Origin of the sequence: Rossellomorea vietnamensis NBRC 101237, assembly GCF_001591825.1 — a bacterium.
GTDB classification, from domain to species: Bacteria; Bacillota; Bacilli; order Bacillales; family Bacillaceae_B; genus Rossellomorea; species Rossellomorea vietnamensis.
In genome coordinates, this window is the sequence record NZ_BCVQ01000036.1 from 1 (window position 1) to 19,932 (window position 19,932).

A 19,932-nucleotide genomic window follows, 5' to 3' on the forward strand; every position below is an offset into this window, starting at 1 on the left:
TCACGCCCCGCCGGAAAGCAAGTGCCTGCAGCGAAAAGGAACGGTCATTGTTTTTACACCATAGCCAAATCAGATAACCTACCCATCTAAAAAACTTTATAAAAATTTATTGCAAAAGAGTTTTAAACAAAGTATACTATTTTTCGTGAACTTCTTATTAGCAAATGAATACTGATTTAACTACTTAAAGGGTTAGGACCTCTTCGGACTAACTTTCCCCCGTGGTAGTTAAGATTTTGCCAAAGGATTCGTTCATTTTGACGAAAAAAATCATGTCAAAGGGGGAAATACAAAATGGAAACAATGGGACGTCATGTAATCTCTGAATTATGGGGTTGCGATTTTGAAAAATTAAACGATGTAGTAGGAATTGAGAAAACATTCGTAGATGCTGCGCTTAAGTCAGGTGCAGAAGTGCGTGAGGTGGCTTTTCATAAATTTGCTCCTCAAGGTGTGAGTGGAGTCGTGATCATTTCTGAATCACACTTAACTATCCACAGTTTTCCTGAACATGGTTATGCCAGTATTGATGTATATACGTGCGGCGATTTAGATCCTAATATCGCAGCTGAATATATTGCAGATGCTCTTGGTGCTGACACACGCGAAACGATTGAATTGCCGCGTGGAATGGGTCCTGTGCAAGTGAAGAAGTCCCAGGCTCAAGCCCTTTAATCGATAATAACTCAGAAGAGATGCGTGATTCATGCATCTCTTTTTTTATGCGCCCGTTCGTACGTGCACTTATGGGTTTTTCAATCCTGCCTTTTCGTGTAAAATAAGGGTAACTAAAGGGAGGAACTTGATATGAGTGGAATACGTACCCTGTTAAAGCGATTTCAATCGGAGTGTGAAACGTCCGATCAGCATGAAGATAAGGAACTGCAATCACGCTATTATAAATCCATGCATCAAGGTGCATTTAATGCCGTGCTGGGATTATTCTCATCGTCAGAATACGAGGTGATCTCCCAGTCCAAGGACAGAGGGGAAATCACCGTCCGGAAAAACGGAACGCCTCAATTGTTTATCGTTGCCACGGTCATTACCGTGCGGCCGCTTGAAACGGCAGTCGATTTTAAGGTCAGTGCGGATAAAGGGAAGATCTTTGGTACATATACCGTTTTAAAAGCGCAAATAAGTCATTATTATCACCAGCTTGATGGCGAATTGAAAAAAGTGAAATAACGGTAAATCCTATAGAAGCTTGTGTAAGTTGCAGCTTTTTTATATGATGAAGGTAATAGTATGTAATAACGGAGCTGATATTATGAAATGCCCGTCTTGCCAGCATAATGGTACCCGAGTGGTGGACTCACGACCTGCTGATGAAGGACGCTCCATCAGGAGAAGAAGAGAATGTGAAGAATGTACATTTCGCTTCACGACCTTTGAGAAGGTTGAAGAGCTTCCTTTAATTGTGGTGAAAAAAGAAGGGGTAAGAGAAGAGTTTAGTCGAGAAAAGATTTTGAGGGGACTGATCAAGGCCTGTGAGAAGCGCCCGGTACCTCTTGAAAGATTAGAGAAGATCTCAACAGATATCGAGAAGGACCTTCGGAATCAAGGTGCTTCCGAAGTAGAATCTGTGAAGATCGGTGAGATGGTCATGGATCACCTTGCGAAAGTTGATGAAGTGGCATATGTCCGTTTTGCATCCGTATATCGACAATTTAAGGATATTAATGTATTTATAGACGAGTTAAAAGAATTAATAAAAAAAGAGTAGAAGAATGAGCTGAAGATGGGATTCTTTGGCTCTTTTCTCTTTATTTATTGAAAGGTAGAATCCAACTATGATGAAGAAGCATTGGAATGAAATACAGCCAATCGATCACTACACCGTAGGGACACATGGGATGCTTCAGGAATATGACCGGAAAATCATTACGTTTCTGTACCAGCCTTTAATCGGTACCGTTTGCTACAGCCTCTACATGAGCCTGTGGGGGGAAGTGGAAGAGAATCGGCTCTGGTCGACGGATTCCACCCATTATCACTTGATGAACGTCCTGTCCGTCAATCTTCAGGACGTCTACGAAGCAAGGATGAAACTAGAGGGAATCGGATTGCTGAAAGTGTATGAAAAAAGGGATGATGAAGATCGCCGTTTTCTATATGAACTGCAGCCGCCCCTCTCTCCTCAGGAATTCTTTCATGATGGCATGCTGAATGTGTATTTGTACCGTAAGATCGGCCGGACCCACTATTTGCGTCTGAAGAAATTTTTCACGGATGCGTCTGCTGATAAAAATCAGTACACCGAAATCACCCGTTCATTTCAGGATGTCTTCACGTCTGAACCGATTAATTTCCTTCACCATGATGCGAATGTGGATTCCGAAACCAGGTCAGGTGAACAATATATGAAATACGGCAAGAATGATGGACTTGCCCTGGATGAAATCGATTTTGATTTTCAGCTGCTGCTGGCCGGATTATCGGAATCCATGGTCCCTCGTAAAGCCTTTACACCGAAAGTAAAGGAAACGGTATTGAAGCTGAGCTATCTGTACGGGATCGATCCTCTTCAGATGAAGAATATCGTCCTAAGCTCCCTGGATGCGGATGATACGATTGATATCGAATCGCTGCGTAAAACGGCCCGGGACTGGTATGGTATGCAGACGGGTGATCAACTGCCTGATTTGACGACGAGAGTGGAAACGAAGAAAGCTGTAGAGCGGGATCAACCCCTTTCCCAGGAGGAAGAGCTCATCGACTACCTGGAAACCACCTCCCCGAAGGACGTATTATCGGACATCTCGAACGGCGGGTCTCCTTCCAAGGCTGATCTTCAAGCCGTTGAGGAAGTGCTCATGTCCCAGAAGCTGCCGATTGGCGTGATGAATGTACTGATTCAATATGTGCTGTTAAAAACAGACATGAAGCTGACGAAAGGATATATGGAGAAGATCGCTTCCCATTGGTCCAGGAAAAAGGTGACGTCGGCAAGTGAAGCGATGATACTTGCGAAAAGTGAACATAAGCAGTATCTCGAATGGGCAGAAGGTAAAAAGGAAACGAAGTCGAGCAGGCGGAGAAAGCCGATCCGCACCGAGAAGCTTCCGGAATGGTTCAAGGAAGATGAAACGGCGGATGAATCCGAGTCCACTGCAGAAGGATACGACTTCGAAGCAGAAAAGAAAAAACTCGAAGAAGAGCTTAAAAATTTTCGGAAGTAGGTGAACAAAACGATGGAGAAAATCAATAACACCTTAAAAAGGCTGGCGACTTCCGGGTCATTTCAACAGCGATATGAACAAATGAAAAAAGAGATTTTAGAAAATAATGATGTAAAAGATTTTATCCGCAGGAATGAAGGCCGGGTAACGGCTGAAATGGTCAATGAAAGCCTGATGAAACTATATGAATACATCTCTCAAAGCAAGGAATGCCGGTACTGTCCTTCTTTGCAGGAATGCAAGAATATGATGGAAGGGTATGACCCTCACCTGGTGATCAGGGGGAACACCATCGACATCGATTATCATCGCTGCCCGCGGAAAGTCATCCATGATGAAAGGACGAGTGCCCAGCGTCTGATTAAAAGTCTTTACGTACCTAAGGATATCTTGCAGGCATCCTTCCAGACCCTCGATCTTGATTCGAAAAGCCGTCTCGAAGCGGTGCGCCTTGCGAAGAATTTCGTAGAGACGTATACAGAAGGGACGAAAATGAAGGGTCTCTATTTTTACGGGAAGTTCGGTGTGGGTAAATCCTATCTGTTAGGCGCCATGGCCAATGAACTCGCAGAGAAAAAAATCGGATCCCTTATCGTATACGTTCCCGAGTTCTTCAGGGAAATCAAACAATCACTCGGTGATAATACGGTGAATGAAAAGCTTGAGATGGTAAAATCGGCACCGATCCTCATGCTTGACGACATCGGAGCGGAAACCATGTCCAGCTGGGGAAGGGATGAAATCCTCGGTACGATTCTCCAGTACAGAATGCTTGAGAATCTGCCGACATTCTTCACCTCCAACTTCAACTTCAACGAGCTGACCCACCATTTGACGTACAGTCAGCGCGGGGAAGAAGAGAAATTGAAGGCTGCGCGGATCATGGAGCGGATCAAATATTTATCTAAGCCTGTGTTGATCGACGGGCGGAATCGAAGAGAATAGTTTGAAGGAGAGGGAATCGCATGCGGTTCCCTTTCCTTTTTTGTTCACCCAAAAGAATTTCCCTCATCAACTTCTAATTTATACAAGCCTCCCATATATATAAATCAGGGAATTGGGTTTAAGGAGGCGAGAAAGTTTGATTGAATTTATTTTCAAGCAAAAAAGTGATGCGGTAAAGCTTCAAGAATACCTCAATAAAGAGTTCATCCAATCATGGTTTCATGAAACGCTCTTTCAACATACAACTCACTATAATCTGACGATAGAGGTTTCGCCCTTCTTCAAGGAGCGGGAAAAGCTTTTCAACGGGGTTTCCAAATTCGTCATGAATGATAAATGCATGGACTGGTCCGAATCAGCCTTGAGAGAAAATTATTTGTATGAAGATAGTGATGAAATCAATCAAATATTAGAAATCGTGTCAGAGATGAGGATGGGGGAACGTCCGGAATTGATGGAGCTGATCGGCGAATGGGACGAGGCTGAATACGTCCATGAGAGCCTGGAGCTTCTGGTGGAAGGGAAGGCACCCATCTCATTCGACTCGTTCAGCAAGTTCAGGTTGAAAAAGCTTCAGGAGAGGCTCCTGCTGATGCTGGATCTCGCCATAGACGAATATAAGATGGAGCAGGAATATCAGATGTTCGTTCATATGCTGCGGGAGTATCTCTCGTCAAGGGATCAGAAAATGCGCACGGTCCATCTTTACTCAACGGGGTATGGATTTCGTTTCTTTGATGAGGACATGAAAGAAATGACACGGCAGGAGCTGACGAAGGCGATCGATAAACGGCTGCTTACCAATCATCCCTTATATGTAGATTCATTCACCATTGCCCCTTTATTGTCCCTTGCCCCTGAGAAGATACACGTCTATGGAAATGGGGATCATCAATTGATCAGGACGCTGCAGAATATTTTTGAAGAACGAATCGATCTTCTGCCGTTGAGTTATTTTCCCGATACACTTCTTTATCCTTCGTGGGATATTGCGAATGAATAGGCTTGCTTTTCAAAACATAACCGATTATAATACCTACATAATAAGTCAATAAATAAAGGTTATGATGAGGACAACAATATTCCTATTCATTCACAGAGAGGGAAGTCACAAGGCTGCAAGCTTCCTAATTCGGTAGTGATATTTACCACCTCGGAACTTCGATCATGAACGGAACCTTATCCGGTTCACAGTAATGATTGACGGCTAAATGTCGTTATTCGTTTTTCAATGAAGTCATTGTCTTTAAACCAGGACAGTGAGAAGTTGGGTGGAACCACGAGTTTATTTATTAACCTCGTCCCTTCAAATGTGAAGGGGCGGGGTTTTTTATGTTTTATAAAGATATTTCAAGGAGTGAAATCACATGTCAGAAGTAGTGAAAATGCAGTTCCCTGATGGAAATGTTAAGGAGTTTCCCAAGGGTACGACAACAGAAGAGATTGCTGCGTCCATCAGTCCGGGACTGAAGAAGAAGGCGCTCGCTGGAAAAATAAATGGTGAAATGATCGACCTGCGTACAGGAATTCAGGCAGATGGAGCGATTGAAATCGTGACGGCTCCTTCAGCGGATGCCCTCGAAGTCCTCCGTCACAGTACGGCCCATTTAATGGCACAGGCCATCAAACGTTTATATCCTGAAACGAAGCTGGGGATCGGTCCGGTCATTGAAGGCGGATTTTATTACGATATCGATTCAGAGCATACGTTCACGCCGGAAGATCTTCCGGTGATCGAGAAGGAAATGAAGAAGATCACAGGCGAAAACCTGGAAGTGATCCGTAAAGAAGTCAGCCGCGACGAAGCGCAGAAAATGTATGAGGAAATCGGAGACGAGTACAAGCTTGAACTGCTCGAAGCCATTCCTGAAGGGGAGCAGGTTTCCATTTACGAGCAAGGTGAATTCTTCGACCTTTGCCGTGGGGTCCACGTCCCATCAACAAATAAAATCAAAGAATTCAAGCTGTTAAGCATTGCCGGTGCCTACTGGCGTGGAAACAGTGATAATCAAATGCTTCAACGGATTTACGGTACGGCTTTCTTCAAGAAGGAAGACTTAGATGAGCATCTTCGTCTTTTAGAAGAAGCGAAAGAGCGTGATCACCGTAAAATCGGAAAAGAATTGAACTTGTTCATGAACTCACAAAAAGTGGGACAGGGCTTGCCAATGTGGCTGCCTAAAGGTGCGACGATCCGCCGAATCATCGAGCGTTATATCGTCGATAAAGAAGAGCGTCTGGGTTACGACCACGTTTACACTCCTATCATGGGAAGCGTAGAATTGTACAAAACAAGCGGTCACTGGGATCACTATCAGGAAAACATGTTCCCGGTCATGGAAATGGACAATGAAGATCTTGTCCTTCGCCCGATGAACTGTCCGCATCATATGATGATTTATAAAAACGGCATCCACAGCTACCGTGAGCTTCCAATCCGTATCGCCGAGCTTGGTACGATGCACCGTTACGAATTATCCGGTGCCCTGTCAGGACTTCAGCGTGTACGGGGGATGACTCTGAATGATGCCCATATCTTCGTACGTCCGGATCAAATCAAAGAGGAATTCAAGCGCGTCGTACGCCTTGTTCAGGAAGTATACAAAGACTTTGATCTGAATGATTATTCGTTCCGTCTTTCATATCGTGATCCTGAAGATACAGAAAAGTATTTCGATGACGATGAAATGTGGAACCGCGCACAAGGGATGATCAAGGAAGCGATGGATGAACTGGATGTCGAGTACTTCGAAGCAGAAGGGGAAGCGGCATTCTACGGCCCTAAACTGGATGTACAGGTGAAGACGGCACTGGGTAAAGAAGAAACGTTATCCACTGTTCAACTGGACTTCTTATTGCCTGAGCGCTTTGACTTAACATACGTAGGGGAAGACGGGAAGCAGCATCGTCCTGTCGTTATCCACCGTGGAGTCGTATCCACTATGGAACGCTTTGTTGCCTTCCTGATCGAGGAATACAAAGGAGCATTCCCGACATGGCTAGCTCCAACACAGGTTCAGGTGATCCCGGTTTCTCCGGATGTCCACTTCGACTATGCGAAAGAAGTGAAAGAAAAGCTTCAGGCTGAAGGACTTCGTGTAGAGATCGATGACCGTAATGAAAAAATCGGCTACAAGATCCGTGAATCACAGATGAGCAAAGTACCATACATGCTCGTCGTGGGAGACAATGAAATCAAGGAAACGTCCGTCAACGTCCGTAAATACGGAGAGCAGAAATCCGAAACGATTTCCCTTGACGAATTCATCGCTCACATCACAAAAGAAGCGAATCGCTAAAATTGGAAGAGGGACGGACCTCCAAATGGTCATTGTGGTTTACCATAATGTTTCTGTTGGAGGTCCGTCCCTCCCCAATTAATTTCAAAAAACTGTTGCACTCTCCTTAGATGTCTGATATTATGAAATACGTTGTGATATTAAATGATTATTTGACAGCGGTATTGTCATGTGATATAGTATCTAAGGTGAATTGAATACAGTTTGGTACAAGTAGGAGCTACCCGCTTCTCACCTGAATAACGCGTTAAAGCTGTTACCAGGTATGTGATTGACTATTAAAGCCATTTATATATGCTTAATAATCAGGTGCGGGTGTTTCGACACTCGCATCTTTTTTTGTGTCCTGGACATGGAAAAAGGAAGCGGGTGCGTCGGCCAAAGCCGTGTATTCTTTTAATAAACCTTGGAGGTGGCTAATTATTAGCAAAGACATGATCTTAAACGAAACGATTCGTGCCCGTGAAGTACGTCTTATCGATCAAAACGGTGAGCAACTTGGAATCAAATCCAAGAATGAAGCTCTTGAAATTGCTGAACGTGTAAACCTTGATCTTGTTCTTGTTGCTCCAAATGCAAAACCACCCGTTGCTCGTATCATGGACTACGGTAAGTTTAAATTTGAACAACAGAAGAAAGAAAAAGAAGCACGTAAGAATCAGAAGATCATCAATCTTAAAGAGGTGCGTCTAAGCCCGACGATTGATGAGCATGATTTCAACACCAAGCTTCGTAACGCTCGTAAGTTCCTTGAAAAAGGAGACAAAGTTAAAGCGTCAATCCGATTTAAAGGTCGTGCGATTACGCACAAAGAAATTGGTCAACGTGTTCTGGATCGCTTCAGTGATGAGTGTAAAGATGTAGCAACCGTTGAATCAAAACCGAAAATGGATGGTCGCAGTATGTTCTTGGTGCTTGCACCAGTCAACGAAAAATAAAGGACCCGAGGAGGAAAAGCATCATGCCAAAAATGAAAACTCACCGCGGCTCAGCTAAGCGTTTCAAGAAAACAGGTTCTGGTAAACTTAAACGTTCACACGCTTACACAAGCCACTTATTCGCAAACAAATCTACTAAAGCAAAGCGTAAGCTACGTAAAGCGGCTGTTGTCTCTAAAGGAGATTTCAAACGCATTCGTCATATGCTTGACAACCTAAAATAAGAAGTATTAGAAACAGGAGGGAATTATTATGCCACGCGTAAAAGGCGGAACAGTAACACGCAGACGTCGTAAAAAAGTTCTTAAATTAGCCAAAGGTTATTTCGGTTCAAAACATACTTTATATAAAGTAGCAAATCAACAAGTCATGAAATCATACATGTATGCTTATCGTGACCGTCGCCAAAAGAAACGTGACTTCCGTAAACTATGGATCACACGTATCAATGCGGCTGCACGTATGAACGGTCTTTCTTACAGCCGTTTAATGCACGGATTAAAGCTTGCTGGTATCGAAGTAAACCGCAAAATGCTTGCTGAGCTTGCGATTTCTGACGAAAAAGCATTCAACCAATTAGCTGACGCTGCTAAAGCTCAACTAAACAAATAAGTAACTGCTGACGAAATCAGCAGACAAAAAGGACTGGCCCCTGGCCGGTCCTTTCTTATATCAATCACTATAGAAAGCAGGTAGAAATCATGGATGCATTAACAGGGATTCTATATCTATATGCCGTCATCATCAACATCATCGGCTTTACGGTCATGGGGAGAGATAAACGGAAAGCAGAGCGGCATGAATACCGCATCAGCGAGCGGGTGTTGTGGCAGGTCGCCATTGTGGGAGGCAGTGTTGGAGCGTATATGGGGATGAAGGTGTTCAGGCATAAAACGAAGCACAAAGCGTTCGCCGTCGGCTTCCCATTGCTTGTTATCGCCCACTGTGTGCTGTTCATCTGGCTGAACGCGAATCTGTGACGTCAAAGTTTTCATTCTTTAACCCGTCTCTCATACATACGATATAAAGAGGGTTTGTAGAAACAGCTTAGAATAGCAGAAGGAGGTCGCATAAGCCATGGACGAACGGTTGGTTGCTGCATTCGCCCTGATGGAGGCAAGCGGGTATATGGCTCCTGTTCTGTTTATCTTATTTCATATCCTGAGGCAGTTTCTGTTCATCCCCGTCGCCCTTGTCTGTATGGCGGGAGGGGTTCTGTTCGGGAGTCTCTTCGGCACACTGTACTCGTTGATCGGATTAACGCTCTTATCTGTCACTTTTTATTTTGTCATTAAAAGTTTCAAATCGTTTTATGAAAAACTCCTGAGGCTGAAAGAAAAGTGGTTTGGCCGGAATGCCACCCTCACCACGGGTCAGATTGCGGTTCTCAGGTTGATTCCCTTTGTCCATTACCAGCTCTTGAATCTTTGCCTGCTCGAGCGTAAGAAGGAGCTCAAGCCCTTCGTACGCGCCTCCGTCCTTTCCAATATTCCCCTGGCGTTTTTCTATACGGTGTTCGGCCAATACATCAAACAATTTTCCCCACCCATTCTCGTCATGATCTTCATCGCACTCATCGTCCTATTTTACCTCCTGAGAGAAAAAGTCAGAGTCATTCAATGGAGAGAGTTTTTCCCGGGTAAATAAAAATGAAAAACGACCAGCTCTGCTAGTCGTTTTTTTGTTGTGATTTTTGAAGGAATTCGTGGATCGGACTTTTCCAGTCGAGTTTGGCATTCGGGTATCTTTCTTTGATTTCGTTCTGGAGGTATTCGAAATCCTCCCGGGTAAGCCCCTTTAATGAGGAAACATTTTTGGTCCATACGAATATGGAAACCACATCGAATGCCTTCTCGGTTGCACCAAGATATTTTTCCCCTTCAAATCGTACACCCTTGTACGTTATGTGAAAATTCTTCCGGACATTTTCCTGATCATCGAGAAAATAGAAACGTTTCTGCTCCTGGGCAAGCTCCAGTTTTCGCTTTGGGTTGATAATGTATTTCACGCTGCTGTATAGAAGATAAAGAATAAGGATTAAAAGCACTAACCGAATAAGCCAAAGCATAACCATTACCTCCATAGGCATATTTCTTCCACTACTATTTACGGTTAAATCAGAAAAAGGTTTCATATTATTATAAATTTGTTTAAAAATTTGTCATACTAAGAGGGTGTGTAAGAAATAAAGGCATCGAAGGGGAGATATCACAATGAATATTGAAACATTGTTGGACATGCAGAAGAAACTTGATCAGCATATCGAAGAGGAACACGGCCTGGAACAAGAAGACCTGATCGACAAAAAAATCCTGGCCCTCCTGGTTGAGGTAGGGGAACTGGCCAATGAAACGAGAAGCTTCAAGTTCTGGAGTACGAAACCTTCGTCAGCAAAGGATGTGATCCTTGAAGAATTTGTGGACGGGGTCCATTTCATCCTGTCACTGGGAATCGAAATTGGCATTCAACAATTCGATATAGTGGAGACGAATTATGTGAATGAAGATGTGACAAAGCAATTCATGGAGGTATTCAAATATGCCAACCACTTTGCTGAAGAGCGTTCCGTTGAACATTTCCAGGAGTTATTCAGGCACTACGTGTACCTTGGCGAACTGCTTGGATTCACCCATGAAGAAGTGTTCGATGCGTATGTGAAGAAAAATGAAGTGAATTATAATCGTCAAAAAGAAGGATATTAATCCATAATCGTAAAGAAGATTCAGGAAATTTTGATGAATCACACAGGTTTTAGTATAATGAAAAGGTAAAACAATATTTAGGGGGTCGAAACAATGGCAAAATTAGATGAAACATTGACAATGCTCAAAGATTTAACCGATGCCAAGGGTGTACCGGGTAATGAGAGAGAAGTACGGGAAGTCATGAAAAAATACATAGAGCCATTTGCAGATGAAGTGACGACAGATAACCTCGGGAGCCTGATCGCGAAAAAAGTGGGCGATGAAAACGGTCCTAAGATCATGGTGGCGGGACATCTTGATGAAGTCGGATTCATGATCACCCAGATCGACAGCAAAGGGTTCCTGCGCTTTCAAACCGTAGGAGGCTGGTGGTCACAGGTCATGCTTGCCCAGCGTGTGACGATCGTGACGAGCCAAGGGGAAGTGACGGGTGTGATCGGTTCCAAGCCGCCGCATATCCTGCCTCCGGAAGCACGCAAAAAACCGGTGGACATCAAAGATATGTTCATTGATATCGGTGCCTCAAGCCGTGAAGAAGTTCTGGAATGGGGAGTGAAACCGGGAGATATGGTGGTCCCACATTTCGAATTCACGGTGATGAACAACGAGAAGATGCTACTGGCGAAAGCATGGGATAACCGCATTGGTTGTGCGATTGCCATCGATGTACTAAGAAACCTGAAGGATGCGAGTCACCCGAACGTCGTATATGGAGTCGGTACCGTACAGGAAGAGGTCGGCCTGCGTGGCGCGAGAACGGCTGCTGCCAAGATTCAGCCTGATATCGGCTTCGGTGTGGATGTTGGAATCACCGGGGACACACCTGGGGTTTCTGATAAAGAAGCGTCAAGTAAGATGGGTGAAGGTCCACAGATCATTTTATATGATGCGTCCATGGTTTCCCACAAGGGACTTCGCGACTTCGTGACGGATACTGCGGATGAGCATAACATTCCGTATCAATTCGATGCCATCGCAGGAGGTGGAACGGATTCAGGTGCGATCCATTTGACTGCCAATGGAGTTCCTGCCTTATCGATCACCATTGCGACACGTTATATCCACTCACATGCAGCGATGTTGCATCGTGATGATTACGAGAACGCCGTTAAATTGATTACAGAAGTGATCAAGAAGCTAGACAGCGACACCGTGGCGAAGATTACGTTTGATTGATTGCAATGAAAGAGACCCTGCTGAATCAGGGTCTCTTTATTTTGTCTTTAGTTAAACGTCATTTCTTTCGAAGAGGTCATATCGGCGTCAATCGTCTTCTTGATGATGCGGATCGCGCTTTCATTGTCCTCCTCGGTTTCGGATGCCATGCAGTCCTTTGGTATCGACATGTCATATTCCCTCATATAGGCGTCATTGGCGGTATACAGCACACAGATGTCACCTGCGATCCCCGTTAGAATCAGACGCTTCACATCCAGCTGATGAAGCAGGATATCAAGCTGTGTTCCGAAAAAACAGGAATGTTTCGGTTTGATGATAAAATAATCGTCTGTATCGGGATGGAGTTTTTCGATCACGTCTTTGCCTTTCCCTTTTTTGCATTCTTCAATGATATCATTCATATTGTCCTGCCAAAGGCCGTAATTGTCATTCACATATATGACGGGCAACCCGGCTTCCTTCGCTTTTTTCTTCAAATCGCGGATGTTTCCGACGATGTTCATTGTGTTTTCATGTAATTTTTCTCCACCTTGGAAATCAAACGTATTAATCATGTCGATGATCAATAAGGCGCTTTTCTCCTGACTCATCCCTTTTTCTCCCCCTTCGTTTTCTTATGTATGTTGTATTACCACTGAAGGAGTGAGGCTAAAACCATTCAAAGGAAAAAACATGGGCAACCCCGATTCAGGATTGCCCATGCTTTTATTGCATTTGCTGCTGCTGCAATGATTCCTCTAATGTTTCAAGGACCATTTTCTGTTCCTCTGGATCGGCGTTTTGCCAGAAGACTTCAAGGAGTACACCGAGACCTGGAAGGGTTTTTTCTTCTCCCCCCTGGATGGCATCCACGATGGTGTCTCTCAATTCGTCCTGGTTGTTTCCAGATACATTGTGTATGATCGCTTTTCGTAAGTTAAGATTCATCACGCATTTCTCCTTTTTGCTAGGATGAGGAATTCATTGTTATCTTGTCTCAAATTGAATTTATTATGTATGGAAGTTAAGGTATAATGAGACCTTGAATAGTAATCAAAAGGAGCGGATACGATTGAAGTATATTCAATCCTCGAAAAATCCTGTTGTGAAGCAGTGGAAGAAATTATTGACGAAAAAAGAACGGGATCTCACCCGCACATATATCATTGAAGGATTTCACCTTGTGGAAGAAGCATTAAAGCAGGAGGATACGGTCCTTGAGCTGATCCTTGTGGAAGGAATCGATCTCCCCCCAAAATGGACGGTGGACTCGGTTTCTGTCACCATGGTATCGGATGAAGTCGGGAAAATCCTCGCAGATACCGAGACCTCTCAGGGGATCTTTGCGATTTGCAGGCAAAGAGAAGATGAGCATGACCCTGATCAGGCAGCCACATTCATGATTCTCGACGGTCTTCAGGACCCTGGCAATATTGGCACCATCATCCGTACAGCCGATGCGGCGGGAATCGATATGGTTGTGTTGGGAAAAGGGACGGTGGACCCTTATAATCCCAAAGTGTTGCGTTCGGCACAAGGAAGTCATTTTCATATTCCCATCGTCAGAAAAGAACTGTCTGAAACCATTTCAGCCCTGAAAGAGCGCAGCATCCCCGTGTACGGGACGGCTCTTGAAAACGGAGAGGAGTACACGTCGATCAGCCCGCAATCTTCCTATGCCCTCATTGTAGGGAATGAGGGGAACGGCATGTCGAAGGACCTGTTAAAGGAAACGGACCGGAACCTCTACATCCCTATTTACGGTAAGAGTGAATCCTTGAATGTGGCCATTGCGGCAGGCATTTTATTGTATCATTTTAAAAATGGGCAGTGAATTTCGTGAAAAGGTTTGAATTATGCCGTGAAATTCACTATAATAATGCACATATAACTTAAAAAACGTTGAAAGAGGAAAGTAACACATGACCTTCTTCAAGGGAGAGAATGCCCTGGACTGTAAGCATTCTTAAGAAAACATGATGTGAACATTTCACCTCTCGAGTTGGCATCGGGACCATTCCAATGTGAATGTAAAGATGCTCCGGCATAAGCCGTTATCCGAATGAAGTGAGTAGATCCCCCTGTGGATATGCTTATAAGGGTGGTACCGCGATATAAACCTCGTCCCTTTTTGGGATGGGGTTTTTTTATTTGTTTAAAAACCAATCCAACGAAACATTCGGACGATATACATTAAAGGAGGAAGAACAATGGAGGACAAATTACGATCCCTTCAACAAGAAGCCATCGAAAAAGTGAACGAAGCACAAGACCTGAAAGAACTGAACAACATCCGTGTTGCTTATTTAGGCAAAAAAGGACCTGTCACCGAAGCCTTAAAAGGAATGGGGAAACTCTCAGCAGAAGAGCGTCCTAAAATGGGGGCACTTGCCAATGAAGTCCGTGGAGCGATCACCGAAACCATCGAAGCAAAGCAGGCTGTTCTTGAAAAAGAAGCGGTCGAAAAGAAGCTTCAATCTGAAACGATCGATGTCACGTTACCCGGTCGCCCTGTGAAAAAAGGGAATCACCATCCCCTGACGATGATCGTGGAAGAAATCGAAGACCTCTTCATCGGCATGGGCTATACGGTTGCTGAAGGACCGGAAGTCGAGAAGGACTATTATAACTTCGAAGCCCTGAACCTCCCTAAAGGACATCCGGCACGTGATATGCAGGATTCTTTCTATATTACGGAAGAAACCCTTCTGCGTACCCACACGTCACCGGTTCAGGCAAGGACGATGGAACTGGCCAAAGGAAAGGGACCCATCAAGATCATCTGTCCCGGGAAAGTGTACCGACGTGATACAGATGACGCGACACATTCCCATCAGTTTACCCAGATCGAGGGCCTTGTCATCGACGAAAACATCCGCATGAGTGACCTGAAAGGAACGCTGAATGTATTTGCTAAGAAAATGTTCGGTGAAGACCGTGAAATCCGCTTGCGCCCGAGCTTCTTCCCATTCACAGAGCCATCCGTCGAGATGGATATTTCATGTAAGATCTGTGGAGGAAAAGGCTGCCGCGTATGTAAAGGAACGGGCTGGATTGAAATCCTTGGAGCAGGGATGGTTCATCCGAATGTCCTTGAAATGGCTGGATTCGATTCGAAGAAATATACAGGTTTCGCCTTCGGTATGGGACCGGAGCGTATTGCCATGCTGAAATACGGCATCGATGACATCCGTCATTTCTACACAAACGATACTCGCTTTGTGACACAGTTCGGAACACAAGAGTAAAGAAAACGATAGGGAGGTACTAACACATGTTTGTTTCATATAAATGGTTAGAAAATTATGTAGACTTATCAGGCACAACACCTGAAGAGTTGGCAGAGAAGATTACAAGAAGCGGGATTGAAGTCGAAGGTGTCGAACGGATCGGCGAAGAGATCAAAAATGTGGTCGTCGGGCATGTCCTGCAATGTGAGCCGCACCCCGATGCGGATAAGTTAAATAAATGCCTTGTGGACGTAGGGGAAGAAGAGCCTGTCCAAATCATTTGCGGGGCACCGAACGTGGCAAAGGGTCAAAAAGTGGCTGTCGCGAAAGTAGGGGCGGTCCTTCCTGGTAACTTCAAAATCAAAAAAGCCAAACTTCGCGGCGAAGCATCCCACGGGATGATCTGCTCCCTGCAAGAGCTTGGAGTCGAAGGAAAGCTCGTCCCGAAAGAGCATGCAGAAGGGATCTACGTATTCAGTGATGAGGCCGAAGTCGGTCGCAATGCCGTTGAATTATTGAACCTGGATGATGCAATCCTCGAATTAGGATTGACACCCAATCGTTCTGATTGCTTAAGCATGCTTGGAGTGGCGTATGAAGTCGCAGCCATCCTGGACCGTGACGTAAAGCTTCCGACAGCCGAGGTATCAGAAGGCAACGAAAAAGCTTCGGATTATGTATCGGTAAAAGTAGAAGCAAAAGAAGATAATCCTCTTTACGGGGCTAAAATCATCAAAAATGTCAAAATCGGTCCATCTCCACTTTGGATGCAAAATGCACTGATTTCTGCAGGGATCCGTCCACATAATAACGTAGTCGACATTACGAACTACGTGTTATTGGAATATGGTCAGCCCCTTCACGCTTTTGACTATGACCGTCTCGGTTCGAAGGAAATCCTTGTTCGCCGTGCAAACGACGGCGAAACATTCGTGACCCTGGATGATGCGGAAAGAACGCTATCAAGCAGCCAGCTTGTGATTACGAACGGGACTGAACCCGTTGCCCTTGCCGGAGTGATGGGTGGAGCCAATTCAGAAGTCCAGAACGATACGACGACGGTCCTTCTTGAAGCAGCTTACTTCACCGGTGCCATTGTCAGAGGTGCATCGAAAGACCACGGACTCAGAAGCGAAGCCAGCACCCGTTATGAAAAGGGTGTGGATCCGAATCGTGTCCTGAAAGCCGGGGAAAGAGCGGCTGAACTGATGGCTGAATATGCCGGAGGGGAAGTTCTGGAAGGAACTGTTTTATTTAACGAATTGGATGTTGAACCGGTCAAGGTTGAAATCTCCCTGGAGAAAATCAATTCTTCACTTGGAACAGCCATTTCCGTTGATACAGTGGAAGATATTTTCCGCCGACTTCAATTTGATGCAGAAGTAAACGGCGAAATATTCGTCGTAACGGCTCCTACAAGAAGAGGGGATATCACCATCCCTGAAGATTTACTGGAAGAAGTGGCCCGCCTTTACGGCTATGACAATCTTCCGATGACACTTCCAGAAGGAGAGGCAACACCTGGTGGCCTTTCGAATCACCAGCTGAAGCGCCGTACGGTCCGCCGATACCTGGAAGGAGCGGGACTCCTGCAAGCGATCACGTATTCATTGACAAACGACAAGAAAGCAAGCCAATATGCGTTGGACGTAAGGGAGCCTGTCCGCTTATTGATGCCGATGAGTGAAGAACGAAGCAACCTTCGTTTAAGCATCGTTCCGCAGCTTCTTGAAGTGGTTTCATATAACAAAGCCCGTCAAAATGATTCTCTAGCCTTTTATGAAGTAGGATCCGTATTCTTAACGGAAACAGGCGAAGAGCTTCCACGGGAAGAAGAGCATATAGCAGGAGCGCTGACCGGCCTGTGGCACCAGCACCTTTGGCAAGGCGAGAAAAAGCCAGTCGACTTCTATGTGGCCAAAGGGATCCTGGAGGGCATGTTCGAAGAAATCGGTGTATCAGAAGCCATCTCATTCCGTCAGGCAACCGTAGACGGCATGCACCCTGGACGTACGGCCGAGATCTTACTTGACAACGAAGTGATCGGTTTCGTCGGAGCGATCCATCCGGAAGCGGAAAAAGAACTGGATCTAAACGAAACGTATGTGTTCGAACTGAAGGCATCACCTGTCTTCCATTATGAAAAGCCAGGCCTGAGCTACACGCCGATCCCACGCCATCCATCGATTACAAGGGATATCGCCCTTGTAGTGAACACGGATGTGAAAGCCGGGGACCTGGCATCCATCATCAAAGAAGCAGGAGGAAAACTTCTGAAAGAAGTGTCCGTCTTCGATCTGTATGAAGGCGAGCATATGGAAGCAGGCAAGAAATCACTTGCATTCTCCTTGAAATACTTCGATCCGGCAAAAACATTGACCGATGAAGAAGTGGTGAAGGTGCATGATGGAGTACTTGCAGCCGTAAAAGAAAAAGCAGGAGCTGAATTGAGAGGATAATTCGACTTTTGGAGAGAGGTGTCAGACATTGGTCTGGCATCTTTTTTTTGTGTGGTGGCTCGTAAACAAAAAAACCCCACCAGCAAAACCAGTGGGGCCATCCTCCTCATTTCCTCGCCAACCTCATCGCCTTTTCACTATTCGCAAAATGCCATTTCGTCATCGATTTCAAGTCCTCAATGCCTTTCCGTTTGATGATTTTCGCCGCCGCCACATCGACGTGTTTACCGGCGCCTTTCGGTATTTCCACACCTGCTTTGGCACTCAGCTTGTCCATTTCTTTTAAGAAAGCGTAGCGGGCGATGATCGATGCGGCTGCGACGGCCAGGTGGATGCTTTCGCCTTTTGTGCTGAAGTATACGCGTTCCCGCTGGATTTTCGTTTGGGCAGCGATGTGTTTGAAATATGTATTCTTTTCGACGAACTGATCGATCAAGATGCCTTCGGGTTGTTCCGGTGCCATCTTTTCCAGCAGGTTCAGTATGGCTTTGTTATGAAGGAAGGCCTTCATCTTCCCCTGGGTCATTCCTTTTGCCTGCATCTCATTGTATTTCGGGTTGTGAAGAATGAGCAGTGAATAGGGAATGGTGGAAATCAGATCCCTTGCAATACTGATGATCTGAGGGTCGGATAAGTTTTTGGAATCCTTGACCCCGAGCTCTTTCATGAGTGGGATCTGCTCTTTCTTTACGTAAGCGCTCACCACGGTGATCGGGCCGAAGAAGTCTCCTGTCCCCACTTCATCAGAACCGATGACGGACCAATTTGCGAAATTTTCGGGGAGGCTGGCAGTCCCTTTGGAAGGGGATTTCACCTTTGTTGGTGCGCTGCTTCCCCACCGGCTTGCCTCTCCTTCTCCGTTTGCCCCTTGAAACATTACTTTACCCGATTTATAGGCGGTGATCGTACAGCCTGATGGCTTTGCGACAAAGACTGCCCCCGGCGGCAGTTTTTCGATTAATGCATGTTTGTAATGACTTTTCATTTTCTCGATTGTATCTTTCGTTGTTTGTATGACGGTATTGGCCAAGTTTCTCTCTCCTTATGACAAATATCTTGAATTTAATAAAAAATGTGAGTGTATATGACAAATTCCTTCCATAATCAAAAGATTTCATGGTATGATTATGTGTAGGATTCTTATGAATGGGGGGCTTTCAGGTTGTCTGAAGAACAAAAAAATCGCACCACGGTGGACATATATGGTCAACAGTATACGATTGTTGGGACTGAATCAACAAGTCAAATCCGATACGTTTGTTCTAAAGTGGATGACAAAATGAGAGAAATCAACTCCATGAATCCATCTCTCGACACAAGCAGGCTTGCGGTCTTGACGGCTGTCAATGCTGTAAATGATTATCTCAAACTTCAGGAAAAGTTTGAAGAGCTTGAACGGGAAATTAAACGATTAAAGGATTGAATAAAGATGTTGGACTTAGCTTTGTTGGTCATCCTGGTGATAGGGTTTTTAATAGGTTTAAAACGTGGATTCATCCTGCAGGTCATCCACATTTTCGGATTTATCGTTTCTTTCATTGTAGCATACATATACTATGATCAGCTTGCACCGAAGCTGACTTTATGGATTCCTTATCCTGTATTGGACGAGCAATCCACGTTAAATATGATCTTTGAATCGACCCATCTGGATCAGGCATATTACCGTGTAATCGCGTTTGCGATGATTTTCTTCGCAGTGCGCATCATTCTTCAAATCATCGGATCGATGCTTGACTTTGTCGCCCATCTTCCACTATTGAAGCAGCTGAATGTTCTTGGCGGTGGGATACTCGGTTTTGTTGAATCCTATTTAATGATATTCATACTCTTGTATATTGCGGTATTATTGCCGATCGAGTCGGTTCAAACATTCATCAATAACTCATTCATTGCACAAGCGATGGTGAAACATACTCCTGTTTTCTCCGATATGGTGAAATCCTGGTGGATTGAATATGTAGCCTGAAAAAGGGCTGACTATAAGTATGCAACTTACATTCGTTAGGAAAGCCA

General features: G+C 44.9%; 23 protein-coding genes and 2 other annotated features. Of the genes, 19 read left to right on the forward strand and 4 right to left on the reverse strand.

The genetic code is table 11. The features are described from left to right. The first annotated feature begins 294 nt into the window (after positions 1-294). The 12 genes from speD to BVI01S_RS16105 all read left to right on the forward strand — a co-directional run bounded on the left by speD (position 295) and on the right by BVI01S_RS16105 (position 10,011). Positions 295-675 (forward strand): adenosylmethionine decarboxylase, encoded by a 381-nt coding sequence (gene speD, locus BVI01S_RS16050; protein ID WP_034756998.1) that lies wholly within the window; start codon positions 295-297, stop codon positions 673-675. A 132-nt stretch (positions 676-807) separates the two neighbouring features. Next, positions 808-1,188 carry a hypothetical protein gene (locus BVI01S_RS16055; RefSeq protein ID WP_061810905.1) on the forward strand — a complete coding sequence of 127 codons (381 nt, stop codon included), beginning with the start codon at positions 808-810 and terminating at the stop codon, positions 1,186-1,188. An 82-nt stretch (positions 1,189-1,270) separates the two neighbouring features. Continuing rightward, complete coding sequence (nrdR, locus tag BVI01S_RS16060; RefSeq protein WP_034757001.1) at positions 1,271-1,726, forward strand: transcriptional regulator NrdR; 456 nt, start codon at positions 1,271-1,273, stop codon at positions 1,724-1,726. 67 nt (positions 1,727-1,793) lie between these two features. After that, positions 1,794-3,182, forward strand: a complete 1,389-nt coding sequence (locus tag BVI01S_RS16065) for a replication initiation and membrane attachment family protein (RefSeq protein ID WP_369690893.1) — start codon at positions 1,794-1,796, stop codon at positions 3,180-3,182. 12 nt (positions 3,183-3,194) lie between these two features. Next, a complete protein-coding gene (gene dnaI, locus BVI01S_RS16070) occupies positions 3,195-4,127 on the forward strand; it encodes a primosomal protein DnaI (RefSeq protein WP_034757004.1) in 933 nt (310 codons plus the stop codon). Positions 4,128-4,263: 136 nt separating this feature from the next. Continuing rightward, on the forward strand, positions 4,264-5,130 hold the full coding sequence (locus BVI01S_RS16075) for a putative sporulation protein YtxC (RefSeq protein WP_061810906.1): 867 nt from the start codon (positions 4,264-4,266) through the stop codon (positions 5,128-5,130). Positions 5,131-5,494: 364 nt separating this feature from the next. Continuing rightward, positions 5,495-7,426, forward strand: a complete 1,932-nt coding sequence (gene thrS, locus BVI01S_RS16080) for a threonine--tRNA ligase (RefSeq protein ID WP_061810907.1) — start codon at positions 5,495-5,497, stop codon at positions 7,424-7,426. Positions 7,427-7,631: 205 nt separating this feature from the next. Continuing rightward, positions 7,632-7,771: a sequence feature (ribosomal protein L20 leader region), on the forward strand. Positions 7,772-7,860: 89 nt separating this feature from the next. Next, positions 7,861-8,364 carry a translation initiation factor IF-3 gene (infC, locus tag BVI01S_RS16085; protein WP_034757009.1) on the forward strand — a complete coding sequence of 168 codons (504 nt, stop codon included), beginning with the start codon at positions 7,861-7,863 and terminating at the stop codon, positions 8,362-8,364. A gap of 23 nt (positions 8,365-8,387) precedes the next feature. Continuing rightward, the gene (rpmI, locus tag BVI01S_RS16090; protein ID WP_032087387.1) at positions 8,388-8,588 is read left to right on the forward strand and encodes a 50S ribosomal protein L35; all 201 of its coding nucleotides are present in this window, start codon (positions 8,388-8,390) and stop codon (positions 8,586-8,588) included. A 28-nt stretch (positions 8,589-8,616) separates the two neighbouring features. Further along, on the forward strand, positions 8,617-8,976 hold the full coding sequence (gene rplT, locus BVI01S_RS16095) for a 50S ribosomal protein L20 (RefSeq protein WP_034757014.1): 360 nt from the start codon (positions 8,617-8,619) through the stop codon (positions 8,974-8,976). An 89-nt stretch (positions 8,977-9,065) separates the two neighbouring features. After that, the gene (locus BVI01S_RS16100; protein ID WP_061810908.1) at positions 9,066-9,344 is read left to right on the forward strand and encodes a DUF1294 domain-containing protein; all 279 of its coding nucleotides are present in this window, start codon (positions 9,066-9,068) and stop codon (positions 9,342-9,344) included. A 97-nt stretch (positions 9,345-9,441) separates the two neighbouring features. Next, positions 9,442-10,011, forward strand: a complete 570-nt coding sequence (locus tag BVI01S_RS16105; RefSeq protein WP_034757020.1) for a TVP38/TMEM64 family protein — start codon at positions 9,442-9,444, stop codon at positions 10,009-10,011. 22 nt (positions 10,012-10,033) lie between these two features. Here BVI01S_RS16105 and BVI01S_RS16110 read toward each other — a convergent pair whose 3' ends face one another. Further along, complete coding sequence (locus BVI01S_RS16110) at positions 10,034-10,432, reverse strand: hypothetical protein (RefSeq protein WP_061810909.1); 399 nt, start codon at positions 10,430-10,432, stop codon at positions 10,034-10,036. 145 nt (positions 10,433-10,577) lie between these two features. Here BVI01S_RS16110 and BVI01S_RS16115 point away from each other — a divergent pair, with 145 nt between their 5' ends. Both BVI01S_RS16115 and BVI01S_RS16120 read left to right on the forward strand, forming a co-directional pair. Further along, positions 10,578-11,066: a dUTP diphosphatase gene (locus BVI01S_RS16115; RefSeq protein WP_061810910.1), complete on the forward strand. Its 489-nt coding sequence runs from the start codon at positions 10,578-10,580 to the stop codon at positions 11,064-11,066. Between the two features lie 93 nt (positions 11,067-11,159). After that, positions 11,160-12,245, forward strand: a complete 1,086-nt coding sequence (locus BVI01S_RS16120) for a M42 family metallopeptidase (RefSeq protein ID WP_061810911.1) — start codon at positions 11,160-11,162, stop codon at positions 12,243-12,245. Positions 12,246-12,292: 47 nt separating this feature from the next. Here BVI01S_RS16120 and BVI01S_RS16125 read toward each other — a convergent pair whose 3' ends face one another. Next, a complete protein-coding gene (locus BVI01S_RS16125; RefSeq protein ID WP_061810912.1) occupies positions 12,293-12,838 on the reverse strand; it encodes a cysteine hydrolase family protein in 546 nt (181 codons plus the stop codon). Positions 12,839-12,953: 115 nt separating this feature from the next. After that, positions 12,954-13,175 (reverse strand): small acid-soluble spore protein SspI, encoded by a 222-nt coding sequence (gene sspI / locus BVI01S_RS16130; RefSeq protein ID WP_034757033.1) that lies wholly within the window; start codon positions 13,173-13,175, stop codon positions 12,954-12,956. Between the two features lie 124 nt (positions 13,176-13,299). Here sspI and BVI01S_RS16135 point away from each other — a divergent pair, with 124 nt between their 5' ends. From BVI01S_RS16135 to pheT, 3 genes are all read left to right on the forward strand, one after another. Next, positions 13,300-14,061, forward strand: coding sequence for a TrmH family RNA methyltransferase (locus tag BVI01S_RS16135; protein ID WP_061810913.1), 762 nt, complete (start codon positions 13,300-13,302; stop codon positions 14,059-14,061). Positions 14,062-14,120: 59 nt separating this feature from the next. Further along, positions 14,121-14,359, forward strand: a binding site (T-box leader). A gap of 78 nt (positions 14,360-14,437) precedes the next feature. Then, a complete protein-coding gene (pheS, locus tag BVI01S_RS16140) occupies positions 14,438-15,475 on the forward strand; it encodes a phenylalanine--tRNA ligase subunit alpha (RefSeq protein ID WP_034757039.1) in 1,038 nt (345 codons plus the stop codon). Positions 15,476-15,501: 26 nt separating this feature from the next. After that, positions 15,502-17,916 (forward strand): phenylalanine--tRNA ligase subunit beta, encoded by a 2,415-nt coding sequence (pheT, locus tag BVI01S_RS16145; protein WP_061810914.1) that lies wholly within the window; start codon positions 15,502-15,504, stop codon positions 17,914-17,916. 106 nt (positions 17,917-18,022) lie between these two features. Here pheT and rnhC read toward each other — a convergent pair whose 3' ends face one another. Beyond that, on the reverse strand, positions 18,023-18,946 hold the full coding sequence (gene rnhC / locus BVI01S_RS16150; RefSeq protein ID WP_061810915.1) for a ribonuclease HIII: 924 nt from the start codon (positions 18,944-18,946) through the stop codon (positions 18,023-18,025). Between the two features lie 132 nt (positions 18,947-19,078). On the opposite strand from rnhC, the gene zapA reads away from it, so the two are divergent. Next, complete coding sequence (gene zapA / locus BVI01S_RS16155) at positions 19,079-19,339, forward strand: cell division protein ZapA (RefSeq protein WP_034757046.1); 261 nt, start codon at positions 19,079-19,081, stop codon at positions 19,337-19,339. A gap of 6 nt (positions 19,340-19,345) precedes the next feature. Next, the gene (locus BVI01S_RS16160) at positions 19,346-19,885 is read left to right on the forward strand and encodes a CvpA family protein (RefSeq protein WP_034757049.1); all 540 of its coding nucleotides are present in this window, start codon (positions 19,346-19,348) and stop codon (positions 19,883-19,885) included. The last annotated feature ends 47 nt before the right edge of the window (positions 19,886-19,932 follow it).

What these genes read in the sequence shown, in the direction of transcription:
- dnaI (WP_034757004.1), top strand. Translation starts at nt 3,195, where the DNA reads ATGGAGAAAATCAATAACACCTTAAAAAGGCTGGCGACTTCCGGGTCA.
- rplT (WP_034757014.1), top strand. Translation starts at nt 8,617, where the DNA reads ATGCCACGCGTAAAAGGCGGAACAGTAACACGCAGACGTCGTAAAAAA.
- BVI01S_RS16110 (WP_061810909.1), bottom strand. Translation starts at nt 10,432, where the DNA reads ATGCTTTGGCTTATTCGGTTAGTGCTTTTAATCCTTATTCTTTATCTT.
- pheS (WP_034757039.1), top strand. Translation starts at nt 14,438, where the DNA reads ATGGAGGACAAATTACGATCCCTTCAACAAGAAGCCATCGAAAAAGTG.
- infC (WP_034757009.1), top strand. Translation starts at nt 7,861, where the DNA reads ATGATCTTAAACGAAACGATTCGTGCCCGTGAAGTACGTCTTATCGAT.
- BVI01S_RS16065 (WP_369690893.1), top strand. Translation starts at nt 1,794, where the DNA reads ATGATGAAGAAGCATTGGAATGAAATACAGCCAATCGATCACTACACC.
- BVI01S_RS16105 (WP_034757020.1), top strand. Translation starts at nt 9,442, where the DNA reads ATGGACGAACGGTTGGTTGCTGCATTCGCCCTGATGGAGGCAAGCGGG.
- BVI01S_RS16120 (WP_061810911.1), top strand. Translation starts at nt 11,160, where the DNA reads ATGGCAAAATTAGATGAAACATTGACAATGCTCAAAGATTTAACCGAT.
- nrdR (WP_034757001.1), top strand. Translation starts at nt 1,271, where the DNA reads ATGAAATGCCCGTCTTGCCAGCATAATGGTACCCGAGTGGTGGACTCA.
- BVI01S_RS16115 (WP_061810910.1), top strand. Translation starts at nt 10,578, where the DNA reads ATGAATATTGAAACATTGTTGGACATGCAGAAGAAACTTGATCAGCAT.
- BVI01S_RS16125 (WP_061810912.1), bottom strand. Translation starts at nt 12,838, where the DNA reads ATGAGTCAGGAGAAAAGCGCCTTATTGATCATCGACATGATTAATACG.
- speD (WP_034756998.1), top strand. Translation starts at nt 295, where the DNA reads ATGGAAACAATGGGACGTCATGTAATCTCTGAATTATGGGGTTGCGAT.
- sspI (WP_034757033.1), bottom strand. Translation starts at nt 13,175, where the DNA reads ATGAATCTTAACTTACGAAAAGCGATCATACACAATGTATCTGGAAAC.
- rpmI (WP_032087387.1), top strand. Translation starts at nt 8,388, where the DNA reads ATGCCAAAAATGAAAACTCACCGCGGCTCAGCTAAGCGTTTCAAGAAA.
- BVI01S_RS16160 (WP_034757049.1), top strand. Translation starts at nt 19,346, where the DNA reads ATGTTGGACTTAGCTTTGTTGGTCATCCTGGTGATAGGGTTTTTAATA.
- BVI01S_RS16100 (WP_061810908.1), top strand. Translation starts at nt 9,066, where the DNA reads ATGGATGCATTAACAGGGATTCTATATCTATATGCCGTCATCATCAAC.
- thrS (WP_061810907.1), top strand. Translation starts at nt 5,495, where the DNA reads ATGTCAGAAGTAGTGAAAATGCAGTTCCCTGATGGAAATGTTAAGGAG.
- pheT (WP_061810914.1), top strand. Translation starts at nt 15,502, where the DNA reads ATGTTTGTTTCATATAAATGGTTAGAAAATTATGTAGACTTATCAGGC.
- BVI01S_RS16055 (WP_061810905.1), top strand. Translation starts at nt 808, where the DNA reads ATGAGTGGAATACGTACCCTGTTAAAGCGATTTCAATCGGAGTGTGAA.